Source organism: Micromonospora sp. BRA006-A (assembly GCF_033433935.1).
Taxonomy (GTDB): domain Bacteria; phylum Actinomycetota; class Actinomycetes; order Mycobacteriales; family Micromonosporaceae; genus Micromonospora; species Micromonospora aurantiaca.
On the sequence record NZ_JANCLW010000001.1, the window covers coordinates 5370574 to 5385270 of the forward strand.

General features: G+C 73.3%; 9 protein-coding genes. 4 read left to right on the forward strand and 5 right to left on the reverse strand.

Annotated features, from left to right (window positions below; genetic code table 11):
- Window positions 1-171: 171 nt before the first annotated feature.
- Entirely contained in the window at window positions 172-1665 is a 1494-nt protein-coding gene (locus NMK34_RS24395) for an amino acid permease (protein ID WP_318335367.1), read from the reverse strand.
- Window positions 1666-1938: 273 nt separating this feature from the next.
- Here NMK34_RS24395 and NMK34_RS24400 point away from each other — a divergent pair, with 273 nt between their 5' ends.
- Both NMK34_RS24400 and NMK34_RS24405 read left to right on the forward strand, forming a co-directional pair.
- Window positions 1939-3603: a glycoside hydrolase family 10 protein gene (locus NMK34_RS24400; RefSeq protein WP_318335368.1), complete on the forward strand. Its 1665-nt coding sequence runs from the start codon at window positions 1939-1941 to the stop codon at window positions 3601-3603.
- Between the two features lie 387 nt (window positions 3604-3990).
- A complete protein-coding gene (locus tag NMK34_RS24405; RefSeq protein ID WP_318335369.1) occupies window positions 3991-5196 on the forward strand; it encodes an IS110 family transposase in 1206 nt (401 codons plus the stop codon).
- A 116-nt stretch (window positions 5197-5312) separates the two neighbouring features.
- Here NMK34_RS24405 and NMK34_RS24410 read toward each other — a convergent pair whose 3' ends face one another.
- From NMK34_RS24410 to NMK34_RS24420, 3 genes are read right to left on the reverse strand one after another with little or no spacing between them, the layout of a single operon-like run.
- Window positions 5313-5738 carry a nucleoside deaminase gene (locus NMK34_RS24410; protein ID WP_318335370.1) on the reverse strand — a complete coding sequence of 142 codons (426 nt, stop codon included), beginning with the start codon at window positions 5736-5738 and terminating at the stop codon, window positions 5313-5315.
- Between the two features lie 15 nt (window positions 5739-5753).
- Window positions 5754-6785 carry a questin oxidase family protein gene (locus NMK34_RS24415; protein ID WP_318335371.1) on the reverse strand — a complete coding sequence of 344 codons (1032 nt, stop codon included), beginning with the start codon at window positions 6783-6785 and terminating at the stop codon, window positions 5754-5756.
- A gap of 29 nt (window positions 6786-6814) precedes the next feature.
- Window positions 6815-7462: an MOSC domain-containing protein gene (locus tag NMK34_RS24420; protein WP_318335372.1), complete on the reverse strand. Its 648-nt coding sequence runs from the start codon at window positions 7460-7462 to the stop codon at window positions 6815-6817.
- A gap of 130 nt (window positions 7463-7592) precedes the next feature.
- Between NMK34_RS24420 and NMK34_RS24425 the strand changes: the two genes are divergently transcribed.
- Window positions 7593-10523, forward strand: coding sequence for an Hsp70 family protein (locus NMK34_RS24425; protein WP_318335373.1), 2931 nt, complete (start codon window positions 7593-7595; stop codon window positions 10521-10523).
- Between the two features lie 77 nt (window positions 10524-10600).
- Window positions 10601-12724 (forward strand): M14 family zinc carboxypeptidase, encoded by a 2124-nt coding sequence (locus NMK34_RS24430; RefSeq protein ID WP_318335374.1) that lies wholly within the window; start codon window positions 10601-10603, stop codon window positions 12722-12724.
- 58 nt (window positions 12725-12782) lie between these two features.
- Here NMK34_RS24430 and NMK34_RS24435 read toward each other — a convergent pair whose 3' ends face one another.
- Window positions 12783-14663 carry a propionyl-CoA synthetase gene (locus tag NMK34_RS24435; RefSeq protein WP_318335375.1) on the reverse strand — a complete coding sequence of 627 codons (1881 nt, stop codon included), beginning with the start codon at window positions 14661-14663 and terminating at the stop codon, window positions 12783-12785.
- Window positions 14664-14697 lie beyond the last annotated feature (34 nt).

Sequence of the window (14697 nt, forward strand, 5' to 3'; positions counted from 1 at the left end):
ACCTACCCGCCAGCCACGCCGCCTTCGTCACCTGGGCCATGATCCACGTCATGGTCACCCGCCTGGCCCGCAACACGAAACCGGCCCAGGCAACCAGCACCTGAACCGGCTTCTCAAACGCTCACTTAACGCCTGGCGTTAAGAAGGGGCCCTTCCTTCGGAGGGTCCGCCTCAGGGGGTGGGGGCGGGCTCGGGGGTGTCCGAGTGCTCGCGACGGGCGAGCCGGTTCTTGCGGTGCCCGTACCCGAAGTAGATGACCGCGCCGATCAGCATCCAGGCGAGGAACCGCAGCCAGGTCTCCACCGACAGGTTCAGGCTCAGGTAGAGGCACGCCACGGCGGTGACGATCGGCAGCACCGGCGAGAACGGCACCTTGAACGGCCGCTCCAGGTCGGGACGGCGCTTGCGCAGGATCGGCACCGCGATCGCGACCAGCGTGAACGCGCAGAGCGCGCCGATGCTGACCAGGTCGGCCAGCGCCGACAGCGGCAGGAAACCGGCGAGCAGCGCCACCGCGACCGTCATGATCCCGGCGATCCGGTACGGGGTGCCCCAGCGCGGGTGCACCTTCGCGATGGCGGGCGGGATGAGCCCGTCGCGGGCGATGGCGAAGCCGATCCGGCCCATCGCCACCAGGTCGACCAGGATCACGCTGGTGAGCCCGGCGACGGCGGCGATGGAGACGAGCACCGCGGCCCAGCCGGCGCCGACCGCCCGGAACGCGGACGCGATCGGCGCGCCCTCGTCGATCTCGGTGTACTTGACCATTCCGACCACGACCAGCGAGACGCCGATGTAGAGCACCGTGGAGATGAGCAGCGTGCCGAGCAGACCCAGCGGCAGGTCCCGCTTGGGCTTGCGGGTCTCCTCACCCAGGTTCGCCACGGCCTCGAACCCGGTGTACGCGAAGAACACCACTGCGGCGGCGGTGAGCACTCCGACGAAGCCGAAGACGGAGGGTTCCAGCCCGAAGATGGCCTGGGTGACGGGTTGCTTGACGCCGTCGTCCCCGGCCCCGGCCGGCTCGGCGGACGGGATGAACGGGCTGAGGTTGGCCGCCTTGACGAAGAACAGCCCGGCGATGATGACGAAGGCACAGATCGCCACCTTGACCAGCACCAGCAGGTTGGTGACCCGGGCCGACTCGCGGATGCCGACGATGGCGACCACGCCGAGCACCAGCACGATGCCGATCGCGCCCAGGTTGACGATGCTGCCCTCCTCGGCGAACCAGGCGCTGGGCAGGCCGAACAGGTCGGCGAGGTAGCCGGACCAGCCGCGGGCCACCACCGCCGCACCGAGCGCGAACTCCAGCAGCAGGTCCCAGCCGATGATCCAGGCGACGATCTCGCCCATCGTCGCGTACGCGTAGGTGTAGGCGCTGCCGGCGGTCGGCACGCTGCTGGCGAGTTCGGCGTAGCAGAGCGCGGCCAGCAGCGCGACCAGGCCGGCGATGCCGAACGAGATCACCACGCCCGGCCCGGCGCTGTTGCGCGCCTCGACACCGGTGAGCGTGAAGATGCCGGTGCCGATCACGATGCCGATGCCGAAGCCCATCAGGTCGACCGCGCCGAGCCGGCGCCGCAGCCCCGGCTTGCCGTCCTCGCCGTCGGCGTCGCCCTGGGCGAGCACGTCCCGGATCGGCTTCGTACGCAGGACCGACATCTGATCACCTCCCCCGCCGTGTGGCCGCCACGGTGGCGGTCCGTGACCGGGCAAGCTACCCAGCCGTTTTCCGCTCCAATCCCGCACCGCAGGTATCGGGATCGTCACGATCCGGCCGATCGGACGTAGCCGGACATCGATCGGCCGTCAGGGTCTTGCGCCGGACACGGATAGATGAAAGTTTTCTACCGGCGGTATGGGCAGCGCGGCGAATCTTGCCGTGACGCCTCGCCGCCGACCGTCCCCCCGGACCCGACGAAGGGACCGCACCGCATGAAGGCAACTCGGCTCGGAGCCGCCGCGCTGGCCGCGGCGCTGCTCGGCACGCTGGTCGCCGGCACGCCGGCGCAGGCCGCCCCCGGCGACACCGGCACGACCACTTCCCCCTCCACCGACTGCGTCACCGACCCGGCCACCCCCAAGCGCCAGTTCCGGGCCATGTGGATCGCCTCGGTGACGAACATCGACTGGCCCAGCAAGGACTCCTGGACCGCGCCGGACCAGGTGGCCAAGCAGAAGGCCGAATACCTGGCCTGGCTCGACCTGGCCCGGAAGCTCAACCACAACGCCGTCGTGGTCCAGGTCCGCCCGACCGCCGACGCGTTCTGGCCCTCGCCGTACGAGCCGTGGTCGGAGTACCTGACCGGCGTACGCGGCAAGAACCCCGGCTGGGATCCGCTGGCCTTCCTGGTCGCCGAGTCGCACAAGCGCAACCTGGAGTTCCACGCCTGGTTCAACCCGTACCGCGTCTCGATGCCCGCCCCCGGCGGCGCCGGCGCCGACCTGTCGCAACTGGCCCCGGACAGCCCGGCCCGCCAGCACCCCGGCTGGGTCTTCGCCTACCCGCCCGCAGGCGTCGCCGGCAGCCGGCTCTACTACAACCCCGGCATCCCCGAGGTCCGCGAGTTCGTCCAGACCGCGATGATGGACGCGGTCAAGCGGTACGACATCGACGGCGTGCACTTCGACGACTACTTCTACCCGTACCCGAGCGGCACCCACCAGGTGCCCGACGACGCCACGTTCGCGGCGTACAACAGGGGCTTCACGGACAAGGCCGACTGGCGGCGGGACAACATCAACCTGCTGATCCAGGAGATGAACGCCAAGATCAAGGCGGTCAAGCCGTATGTGAAGTTCGGCGTCAGCCCGTTCGGCATCTGGCGCAACGCGTCGGCCGACCCGAACGGCTCGGACACCACCGGCTCGCAGTCGTACGACATCATCTCCGCCGACTCCCGCAAGTGGGTCAAGGAGGAGTGGATCGACTACATCGTGCCGCAGCTCTACTGGTACATCGGCCAGTACCCGGCCGCCGACTACGCCCGGCTGGTGCCGTGGTGGGCCGAGCAGGTGCGCGGCACGCGCGTCCAGCTCTACATCGGCCAGGCCGACTACAAGAGCGGCGACCCGGCGTACGGGTCGTTCTGGATGAACCCGCAGGAGCTGTCGAACCACCTGACGCTCAACCGGTCGTATCCGGAGGTGCTCGGCAACGTGCACTTCTCCGCGGTGCAGGTGCGGGCGAACCGGCTCGGCGCCACCGACATCTACGCCGCCGAGCACTACTCCCGCCCGGCGCTGGTGCCCACCATGACGCACCTGCCGCGCAAGCCGCTGCTGTTCCCGGTGGTCACAAAGGCCCAGCGGGAGGCGGACGGGGTTCACCTGAGCTGGCGTCAGCCGGCCGACGGCAAGGGCCCGCTCGGCACCGCCGCGTCGTACGCGATCTACCGGTTCGACGGGTACGGCCTGGCCGGGCGCTGCGACTTCGCGGACGCCTCGCACCTGGTCGGCACCGTCCGGGCCACCGACGGCGCCGTGCAGTCCTGGGTGGACACGACGGCGGCAGACGGCGCCCGGTACACGTACTACGTGACCGCGCTGGACCGGCTCGCGAACGAGAGCCCGGCGAGCCCGCCGCGCTTCGTCCGCTGATTCACCCCGGATGCCCCCGGGCCGCCTCGCCGGCCCGGGGGCATTCGTCTGTTCAGGCGGATGTCAGCGAGCCTTTCCCCGAGGCATCGCCCCAGCTCACCCCTTTGATCGACACTTGTCAACATCCGGAGATCCCGGCCACCACCCCCGTTACCTTTTTGATCGTCCCCAGCCGGGGACCCTCGGTCGCCCGGCCCGGTATGACTTCCTGCCCCTGTCGTACGGATGATCCGGGGGGTGTTGTCGCCGGGTCGGGTGGCGTCGGTGGACCGCTGATAGGGACACGGCCACCCGTGTGGGGGTAGGTCTCTTCGTAACGTGGCTGCCGGCAGTCCGACGCCTGGACCAGCGGCCGAGGCCACGAAGCGATGCGTGGAGGCGGGTCTGGTGAACGACGAATACGGCGTCTACCTCGGCTTGGACGTCGGTAAAGGTGATCACCACGCAGTCGGGCTGGCTCCGGACGGCAAGCGGCTGCACGACGCGGCGCTGCCGAACACCGAGGCCCGGCTGCGGCAGCTGTTCGACAAACTCGCCCGTCATGGTCGGCTGTTGGTGGTGGTCGACCAGCCGGCGTCGATCGGCGCCCTGCCGGTCGCGGTGGCTCGGGCCTGCGGGCATCAGGTGGCCTACCTACCCGGCCTGGCCATGCGCCGCATCGCCGACCTGCACCCCGGCACAGCGAAGACCGACGCCCGCGACGCTTACGTCATCGCTGATGCCGCCCGCACCCTGCCGCACACGCTGCGGCGGGTCGACACCGGCGACGAGACCCTGGCCGAGCTGGAAGTCCTGGTCGGTTTCGACGACGACCTCGCCGGCGAAGCCAACCGCGTGTCCAACCGCATCCGAGGACTGCTCACCCAGATCCACCCCGCCCTGGAACGAGTCCTCGGCCCCAAGGTCCACCACAAGGCGGTCCTGGAACTGCTGTCCCGCTGCGGCGGACCCGTCGGTCTGCGCAAGGCCGGCCGCCGCAAACTCCTGTCCATCGCCGCCGTCCACGCACCCCGCATGGGTGACCGCCTCGTCGAGCAGATCATGGCCGCTCTCGACGAGCAGACCGTCACCGTCCCCGGCACGACAGCGGCGGAGACGATCCTGCCCCGCCTCGCCGACAGCCTCCGCGACGTCCTGAGACAACGCGACCAGGTCGCCACTCAGGTCGAGAGGATGCTTGATGCGCACCCTCTTGCCGGGGTCCTGACCTCGATGCCCGGCATCGGCGTCAGGACCGCAGCCCGGATCCTGCTCGAAGTCGGCGACGGCACCGCCTTCCCCACCCCCGGCCACCTCGCCGCCTACGCAGGCCTGGCCCCCGTCACCCGACGCTCCGGCAGCAGCATCCGCGGCGAACACCCACCCCGAGGCGGCAACAAGAACCTCAAACGCGCCTTCTTCCTCGCCGCCTTCGCGTCTCTGGCAGACCCGGTCAGCCGCGCCTACTACGAGCGCAAACGCGCCGAAGGCAAACGTCACAACGCCGCCCTCATCTGCCTCGCCCGACGCCGCTGCGACGTCCTGTTCGCCATGCTCCGCGACAAGATCCCCTACCAACCACGGCCGAGAGATCAGGCACCCGTCCCCGCTTGACGAAACCCATAGGGACACCCCCCTGTCGCCGTGCGGCACAGCGTAGGCGTCGCACGCCGTCCCCGGTGCCCCGCGCGAGGACGGTCGCCGGGATCCTCGGCCTGCGAACGCGCTTCCTAGTAGTGGTCCTCGATCGGCCGGCGTGCCTCGTCGAACAGCGCCGGCCCGTCGTACCGCACCGGACGCGGCGCGGGCGTCGCAGGCTTGACCTGCTCGAACTGCTCGGTGGACAACGCGTACACGACCCGGCCGAGGCCTGATGCGTTGATCGCGACGGTGCACATCGGGCAGGGCTGGCAACTGGTGTACATGGTGGTGGCGACCGCCGCCTCGGGGGCGAGCTCCCGGGCGGCCCAGCGGGCCAGCTTCAGCTCCGGGTGGGCGGTGACGTCCCGGTCGGAGACCACCGTGTTGTGGTCCTCGATCAGGACGGTGCCGTCGGCGCCGACGAGCAGCGACGCGAACGGCCGCTCGCCGGACGCGCCGGCCCGGTCGGCGAGTTCCACGGCGCGGCGCAGGAACGCCTCGTCGTCGGGTGTCATCGGCCCTCCACGTGTTCAGTCTGCGGCGATCTGCGCGACGGATCGGTCGGCCACGGCGAGCAGGGCCGGGTCGCCGCTGCGGGCGTACGCGTCGCTCAGGGTGTCGACGAATTTGATCGCGTGCGCGTCCCCGGTGTCCAGCGCCCGCGCCATGACCTCGTCGAGTTCCGGCCCGGCGGCCGTCGGGAGGGCACGGGCCCCGGCCGGGGCGTAGGCGGCGGTGACGGCGGCGGTCGCCGCCCAGGCGGCGGCCAGGCTCGGCTGCCAGAGCGCCGGCGGCAGGGCCGGCAGCGTACGCAGGACGGCGTTCGGCGCGGTGGCGGCGTGCACGAGCATCACCGGACTGGCGTACCCGTGCGTGCCGTGCCGGAGCACCGCGGCGTCGACGACAGCGGCGAGCCGGGCAGGCACGTCGGCGGCGGCGTCGCCGGGCACTGCGGCCGCGGCGGCCGGCCACCGGTCCAGGTCGGCGAGCTGCGCCAGGCGGGACCGGATGCCGAACCGCTGATCGGGTACGCGGGGCACGGCGTCGAGCGCGGACCGGGCGTCGGTTCCGGGGTACGGCCCGGTGCCGGGCGGGGCGAGCGGCTGCCAGCGGGCGGCCCAGTAGGCGAGCCCCTGGCCGAGCTCGGTCACACGCGGTGCGGTCTCGGCGTCGAGCAGCGCGCGCACGGCGTGACCGACCCGGATGACGCCGTGGGTGGCCCCGGCGGCGATGCCCGGCAGCAGGCGCGGCCACCAGCGGGCCAGCACGTCGCGCCACGGCTCGCCGGCCAGCTCGCGGTCGAACAGGTCGAGCCAGTCGCCGGTACGCACCGGGTCGCCGAGCGGGTCGCGCCACTCCTCGGGAGCGATGCGCCCGATGCCGCGCGGGCGTTCCTCCAGCCGGTCGGAGTACGCGTCGATCCAGCGGTGCACCGCCCGCGCGTGGCCGTGGCGCACCAGCGCCTCCGCCGCCATCGGCACGTGGTTGGACAGCCACCCGTCGCGCTCGGGACCGGTGTGGCGTACGCGCTCGTACGCCTCGTCGAGTACGGAGTTCAGCACACCGGGAAGCGTCCGACCTGAAGTGTGGTTCAGGTCAAGCGGCGGCGGATCCGCGCCATGTCCTCCTCGGGGAGCGCGTCGGCCACCAGCAGCCGGGGCAGCAGCTCCGTCTCCAGCGTCGTGGCCCGGAACACCAGCGCCACAGTCACGTCGTGGTCCGGCCGGTGCACGACCTCGACCGGGTCTCCGGCGCCGACGCTGCCCGGCGTGATCACCCGCAGGTACGCCCCGGGCCGTACCTCCTCGGTGAACCGCTTGATCCAGCCGCGTTCGCCCAGCCACCCCTGGAACGTGCCGCAGGGGATGCGCGGGCAGGAGACCTCCAGCACCAGGTCCGGCCCGATCCGCCACCGCTCGCCGATCAGCGCGCCGTTGACGTCCAGCCCGGTGGTGGTCAGGTTCTCCCCGAAGCTACCGTCGGCGAGCGGACGGCCCAGCTCGGCCTCCCAGTGGTCCAGATCCTCCCGGGCGTACGCGTAGACCGCCTGGTCGCTGCCGCCGTGGTGGGCCACGTCGTAGACCCGGTCACCGGCGAGCCCGACGTCGCCGTTGCCCTTGGGGCCGGGCGCGGTGACGGCGACCCGGCCGTCCACGGGCCGCTTGTCGATGCCGGTGGCGCCGATCCCCTTCCACGGGTTCGGTTGCGGTCGGCCCACGTTGACGGAGATCACCCTCATGACGGCGACGGTATGCGGCGCAGGGCCGGACGGGCCAGTCCATTCCCCCGGGCCGGGTGAACGGCGCGGCGGCGCGGCCTGCGTACGATGCGGGCCGGACATCCTCGTCGGGTGGTGGAGGTAGCCGCGGATGGCAGGCCAGCAGGACGGTTTCGCCCTCGGCGTGGACCTCGGCACCTCGAACACGGTGGCGGTGCTGCGCTGGCCGGACGGGCGGACCCGGCCGGTCCTCGTCGACGGCCACCCGATCCTGCCGTCCGGCGTGTACGCCGACGCGGACGGCCACCTGCACGTCGGGCGGGACGCGCAGCGCCTCGCCCAGGCCGACCCGGCCCGCTACGAGCCGAACCCGAAGCGCCGGGTCGACGAGGAGACGGTGGAGCTGGGCGGGCGGTACCGGCCGGCGGAGCTGCTGGCGGCGACGCTGCGCGCGGTCGCGGACGCGGCGGTGGCGGCGGTCGGGATGCTGCCCCCGGCGGTGGTCACCCACCCGGCGGCCTGGACGCCGGCCCGCCGTCAGGTGCTGCACGACGCGCTGGAACTCGCCGGCTGGCCGGCGGCGGCCGAGCACACCCTCGCCGGGCCGATCGCGCCCGGCACCCGCCTGCTGCGGGAGCCGGTGGCCGCGGCGCGCTACTTCACGCAGGTGCTGCGCCGGCCGGTGCCGGTGGGCGGCGCGGTGGCGGTGTTCGACTTCGGCGGCGGCACGCTCGACGTGGCGGTGCTGCGCAACGAGGGCGCCGACCCGTGGGGCGACTCCGGCTTCCAGCTCGTCGCCACCGGCGGGATCCCCGACCTCGGCGGCCTCGACCTGGACGCGGCCCTGCTCGGACGGCTCGGCGAACTGGTCGGCCCGGCCCATCCGCGCGAGTGGGCCCGGCTGACCGACCCGTCGACCACCGCCGAGCGGCGGGACCGCCAGCAGTTGTGGGACAACGTGCGCGGCGCGAAGGAGATGCTGTCCCGGGCGATGGTCGCGCCGGTGGCCGTACCGGGGGTGGAGGCGGCGGTGCCGCTGTCCCGGGAGGACTTCGAACGCCTGGCCGCACCGCTGCTGGCCCGGGCGGTGACGGAGACCCGCGAGGTGACCGCCGCCGCCGGGCTGCGCCCCGAGCAGCTCTCCGGCCTGTTCCTGGTCGGCGGGTCGACCCGGGTGCCGCTGGTGGCCCGGCTGCTGCACGCCGAGCTGGGCATCGCGCCGACGGTGCTGGAGCAGCCGGAGATGCCTGTCGCCGAGGGCGCGCTCACCGACCTGCCGTTGCCCCGGCGGTCCGGCCGTCCCGGCGCGCCGGTCCAGGCCGCGCCGGCACCACCCACGCCGACGCAACCCGAGTCGACACGGCCCGCGCCGGCCGCGGGCGGGACCGACGCCGCCACAGCGAACGCCGCCACGGTCCCGGCCGGTGCGACGAGGCCGAACCCGACCTCGCCGCTCGGCGGTCCGGACGCGGCGTCCGCCGGACCGCACGGCACGCTGGTCGCCGACGGCCCCGCCCCGCAGACAGCCGCCACGAGGTACGACGGCACGCCGGCCCCGGTTCCGCCACAGCCCACGAGGTACGACCACATGCCGGCCGCCCACGGGCCGGTTCCGCCCCACCCCACCGGCTACGGCGTACCCGGACCGTCCGCGCCCCCGCCCGGCGGCTGGCAGCCCGGCGTACCCGGGACGCCGTTCTCCCCCGCTCCGGGCGGTGTCCGGCCCGGCGGCGGCCGAGCCCGGCGCGGCCGGTGGATCGCGCTCGGCGCGGGTCTCGTGGTAGTCGCCGTGGCGGCGTCGGTGCTGCTCTGGGTGTTCCGGGACCGGCATCCGGCGCTGGACTTCCACACCGCGGAGCTGGTGAAGACGGTGGCCGCCGGTGACACGCGGCCGGACCAGATGTTCACCGCGACGCTCGGGGAACGCGCCTACCTGGTCCGTTCGCTGCCCGACGGCCATCTCGACGTGACGGCTGTCGAGGCGGCCACCGGGAAGACGGTCTGGGAGAAGCGGACCGACGCGGCCGCGCAGCGATGGGCCGGGATCCGGGCGCTGCCCGACGGGCTGCTCGTCCTCGGCGACGCCACCGGAAGCGACACCCCCCGCGTGCTCGCGGTGCTCGACGAGGACTCCGGCGATCAGCGCTGGCGGACCGACGTCGGCCGCGACGACACCCTGTACCTCGGGCCGGACACGATCGTCCGGCTGGACCGCACCGGCGAACGCCTGGTCGGGCTGCGGCTGAGCGACGGCCGGCGGCGGTGGGAACGGCCCAACCCGCGCACCGAGTACGGCGACGCGCGCACGAAGGTGGTCCCGGTCGGCACCGGCGCGGCACTGGACGGGCCCGGCGACGCCGAGGGCTCGCCGCTCGCCCCGTGGGCCGGGAAGGCGGACCGGCTCGTCCAGGTCGGCGCGGACCGGTCGGTCCGGGTCGTCGACATGCGCAGCGGGAGGATCCTCAAGGACCGGGGCAACGTCGCCGGGCTCGACGATCCGGTGGCCGCCCGCGACGACCGGCTGTACGTCGCGGAGAACGAGCGCGGTCTGCGGCTGCTCGCCTACGACCTGGGCGGTCTCGGCACGCCGAGCGTGCTGTACGAGGCGCCGGAACAGGGCGGCCGGGTGAAGGATCTGGTCACCTGCGGAGAGCGTCGCGTGTGCCTGCTGGAGACGCCGGGCAGCGGCGCCGACGACACCCGGGTGGTGTCGGCGACCGAGGGTGAGGGCACCCGGCAGTGGCCGGCGCCGCGCGCCGAGTCGCTGGTGCCGGTCGGTGAGCACGTGCTGGCCGGGCGGGACTCGCCGGACGCGGTGACGCTGTTCGCGCCGGACGGCACGCCGGTGCTGCGCGACCGGGACGGGACGGCGGTCCGGCTGGACGCCGGCAACCTGCTGATCTTCTCCGAGGCACCGAGCGCGTACGAGGACGACCGCGTCCTCGCCGGCACGGCGGTGGACGGCGAACCGGTCGAGATGGGGCAGCTCAAGCAGATCCGCAGCGAGTCCTGCTCCTGGAACACCGAGATGCTGGTGTGCGGCGCGGAGAAGGAGTTCCGGTTGTACCGGTTCTCCGGCTGACCGGAAGTGAGCTTGACAGTGATCGATGCCTCGGCTGGTGTGAACGGCAGAGAGATCGACGTTCGTCAGGAGGCCCCGTGTTCGTCCGACGACGGTGGACCGCACTCGCCACCACCAGCATCCTGATCGCCGCGGCGCTGGCCCATCCCGGGCCGGGCGCCGCCGCACCACGCTCCCCCGCGATCACGCTCGCCGCCACCGAGACCGCGCTGGTCCGCGTGCGGCTCGCCGACCGGGCGCAGCTCGACCGCCTCGTCGCCGGCGGCGCCGACCTGGCCAACCGCCCCCGCTCCCGCGACGGCGAGTGGACCGCCGACCTGGTCCTCACCGGACGGCAGCTCACCGACCTCACCCGGCAGGGCGCCACCGCCGTGCAGGTGGTGCAGCGCGCCGACGACGGAACCCGGCACCTGGCCGAGAGCCGCCGCGCCGCGCAGGAGCGCACCCGCGCCGGGCTACGGACGAGCGGCGCCGCCACCGCTGTCGACACGCTCCAGTTCCTCCAGGCGTACTGGTGGACCACCGGCGGCCGGACGTTCCTCCAGGCCCAGGTCGCCACCACCGCCACCGACGACCCGGACGTCGAGATCACCGTCACCTGGCGGACCGCCGACGGCACCACCGGCTCGTTCCCGCTGTACCGCTTCGAGGACTCGGGCGAGTACCAGTACCACTACGCGCTGCCGCAGCCGGTGCCGAGCCGGCCGGTGCAGCTCACCGCCACCTCCACGCTGGGCGGCACGAGCCGGCCGGTGACGCCGTCGCTCTGGCCGAACGCGACCCCGCCGCCGCAGCCGGCCGGCTACCAGAAGGACTTCATCGACGCGTACCTGACGCCGGTGGACATCAAGGCGCGCATCGCCCGGCTCGGCCGCCAGTACCGCGACCTGGTCGACGTGATCGACCTGCCGAACAAGACCCAGGGCTACCGGCGGAACGCCGCCGCCTACCTGGGCGACCCGGCGGCCGTCGCCGTGGTGGTGGAGTCGGTCCGCTTCGGCGACCAGGACATGAACGGCGTGCAGGTACGCACCGTCGACCCGGGCCGGCCGAACCGGCCGCTGAGCATGCGCTACCGGGACCGGGTGCTCACCGTCTCGCTGGCCACCGACCGCGCCGGCACTGTGACGAGCACCACCGACGACGTCGCCGCCCTGATCAACGCCCCGCGGGGCGCCCGCTTCCGGGCCACCGTGGAGGACGGCTCGGCCGGGCTGCCGATGCCGGTCACCGGGCCGGTACGCCTCGACGACGGGTTGCAGGGCACCGAGGTGCCGGCCCGGCCGTGGACCGTGCAGGCGCTGCGCATCGGCAAGCACCGCGACGGCTCCCGGATCGGTGTGCTGGCGTACTCGCAGGAGCACGCCCGCGAGTGGGCCACCCCGCTCGTCACGCTGGAGTTCGCCGAGCGGCTGCTGGCGAACGCGCGTACCGACGCGGCGACCCGCAGGCTGCTGGAGCAGGTGGACGTGTTCGTCATCCCGACGGTGAACCCGGACGGCGCGAACTACTCCTTCAACGACTACAACTTCCAGCGCAAGAACCTGGTCAACCACTGCACCGGCGCCTCCCGCGACCCGAAGTACCGCACCATGTGGGGCGTCGACGTCAACCGCAACTACACCGTCGGCTCCCTGTTCGACGGGTACGTGGGCGCCAGCGCGAACTGCCTGTCCGGCAACTACGCGGGCACGGCGGAGCTGTCCGAGCCGGAGAGCCGCAACGTGATCGACCTGGCCAAGGCCCACCCGAACATCAGGTTCGCGATGAACGTCCACTCGTACGGCGGATACTTCATGTGGCCGCCCGGGGCGTACAAGGCCGACGGGCGCGTGACGCTGCCGCGCCCCTCGATCGACGAGTCGACGCTGTTCCTGGGCAGCGCGCGGCGCATCGTCGGCGCGATCGCGGCCGAGCGCGGCACCGTCACCTGGCCGTCGCAGACCGGCCCGGTCGCCGACGTGCTCTACTCGGCGGCCGGCAACTCGGCCGACCAGCTCTACTACGAGCTGGGCATCTTCGCCTGGGACTTCGAGGTCGGAAACGACAGGTGGAACGAGGCCACCGGCCAGTGGGAGGGCGTCGGCTTCCAGCCGCCGTTCGACGAGGCGCACGCCGAGGCGCAGGAGTACGCCGGCGGCCTGGTGGAACTGGTCCGGGTCGCCCGCGACTACGCCGCCGCCAACCCGGTCCGGCGCTGACCGCACGCGGTCCCCGGCCGGTGGAGCCCGGCCGGGGACCGCGTCAGCTCTGCCCGGCTCAGTCCGCGGTGCCGAGGTCGCGGAAGACGGCGAGCGCGCCCGGGTCGTCGATGGTCGCCGGGACCGGCTCGTCGCGCCCCTCCACCAGGCCCCGCATGGTGCGCCGCAGGATCTTCCCGGAGCGGGTCTTCGGCAGCGCCGGCACCACAGTCACCCGGCGGAACGCGGCCACCGGGCCGATCCGCTGCCGGACCAGCGCGACCAGCTCCGCGGCGAGCGCGTCCGGGTCCACCTCGGCGCCGGCCTTGAGCACCACGTACCCGCTGGGCACCTGCCCCTTGAGCGCGTCGGCCACGCCGATCACCGCGCACTCGGCCACCGCCGGGTGCGTCGCCGGGACCTCCTCCATCGCGCCGGTGGACAGGCGGTGCCCGGCCACGTTGATGACGTCGTCGGTGCGGCCCATCACGTACAGGTAGCCGTCCTCGTCGAACCGGCCGCCGTCGCCGGTCAGGTAGTGGCCGGGGAACGTCGACAGGTAGGAGCGGACGAACCGCTCGTCGTCACCCCAGAGCGTGGGCAGGCAACCGGGCGGCAGCGGCAGCCGGATCACGATCGAGCCGTCCGTGCCGGGCGGCACGTCCCGGCCCGCGCCGTCAACCACGCGCACGTCGTAGCCGGGAACCGGCACCGACGGCGACCCCGGCTTGATCGGCAGCGGCTCCAGGCCGCGCGGGTTGGCCGCCACCGGCCAGCCGGTCTCCGTCTGCCACCAGTTGTCGACCACCGGTACGCCGAGCCGCTCCCCCGCCCAGGCCCACGTGTCCGGGTCCAGGCGCTCACCGGCGAGGAAGAGGGTACGCAGCGCACCCAGGTCGTACCGGTCGATGTGGCTGCCCTCGGGGTCCTGGCGGCGGATCGCCCGGATCGCGGTGGGCGCGGTGAACAGCGCGGCCACCCGGTGCTCGGCGGCGACCCGCCAGAACGCCCCGGCGTCCGGGGTGCCGACCGGCTTGCCCTCGTAGAGCACAGTCGTCGCGCCGGTGAGCAGCGGCGCGTACACGATGTAGGAGTGGCCGACCACCCAGCCCACGTCGGAGGCGGCCCAGAAGACCTCGCCCGGCTCGATGCCGTAGACGTTGCGCATCGACCAGCGCAACGCCACCGCGTGCCCGCCGTTGTCCCGCACCACGCCCTTGGGCCGGCCGGTGGTGCCGGAGGTGTAGAGGACGTAGAGCGGGTCGGTGGCGGCCACCGGCTCGCACGCCGCCGGTTCCGCGTCCGCCATCACCTCGGCCCAGGTCAGATCGCGACCCGGCACCAGCGGGGCCGGTTCCTGCGGGCGCTGCACCACCACGCAGCGCTCCGGCGCGTGCGCGGCCTCGTCCAGCGCGGCGGCCAGGATCGGGTGGTACGGCACCACCCGGTCGGCCTCGATGCCGCAGGAGGTCGCCACCACCACCTTCGGCCGCGCGTCGTCGATCCGGACGGCCAGCTCGTGCGCGGCGAAGCCGCCGAAGACCACCGAGTGCACCGCGCCGATCCGGGCGCAGGCCAGCATGGCGATCACCGCCTCCGGGACCATCGCCAGGTAGAGCAGCACCCGGTCGCCCCGGCCGACGCCGAGCCGGCGCAGCGCACCGGCGAACCGGGCCGTCTCGGCGAGCAGTCCGGCGTACGTGAGCGTGCGGACCGTGCCGGTGACCGGGCTGTCGTGGATCAACGCGGGCTGGTCGCCACGCCCGGCGGCGACGTGCCGGTCCAGCGCGTTGTGACAGGTGTTCAGCACCCCGTCGGGGAACCAGCGGTACAGCGGCGCCGCCTCCTCGTCGAGGATGCGCTCCGGCGGGATGACCCAGTCGATGTCGGCCGCCGCGTCCCGCCAGAAGCCGGCCGGGTCGGCGATGCTCCGCTCGTACGCTGATCGATACGCGCCCATACCGCCATGCTGCGCCCCGGCGCCGGGCCGGCAC

Bases quoted from the DNA above. Each gene is read 5' to 3' on its own strand.
- NMK34_RS24395 (WP_318335367.1), bottom strand. From the start codon at position 1,665: ATGTCGGTCCTGCGTACGAAGCCGATCCGGGACGTGCTCGCCCAGGGC.
- NMK34_RS24400 (WP_318335368.1), top strand. From the start codon at position 1,939: ATGAAGGCAACTCGGCTCGGAGCCGCCGCGCTGGCCGCGGCGCTGCTC.
- NMK34_RS24410 (WP_318335370.1), bottom strand. From the start codon at position 5,738: ATGACACCCGACGACGAGGCGTTCCTGCGCCGCGCCGTGGAACTCGCC.
- NMK34_RS24420 (WP_318335372.1), bottom strand. From the start codon at position 7,462: ATGAGGGTGATCTCCGTCAACGTGGGCCGACCGCAACCGAACCCGTGG.
- NMK34_RS24425 (WP_318335373.1), top strand. From the start codon at position 7,593: ATGGCAGGCCAGCAGGACGGTTTCGCCCTCGGCGTGGACCTCGGCACC.
- NMK34_RS24435 (WP_318335375.1), bottom strand. From the start codon at position 14,663: ATGGGCGCGTATCGATCAGCGTACGAGCGGAGCATCGCCGACCCGGCC.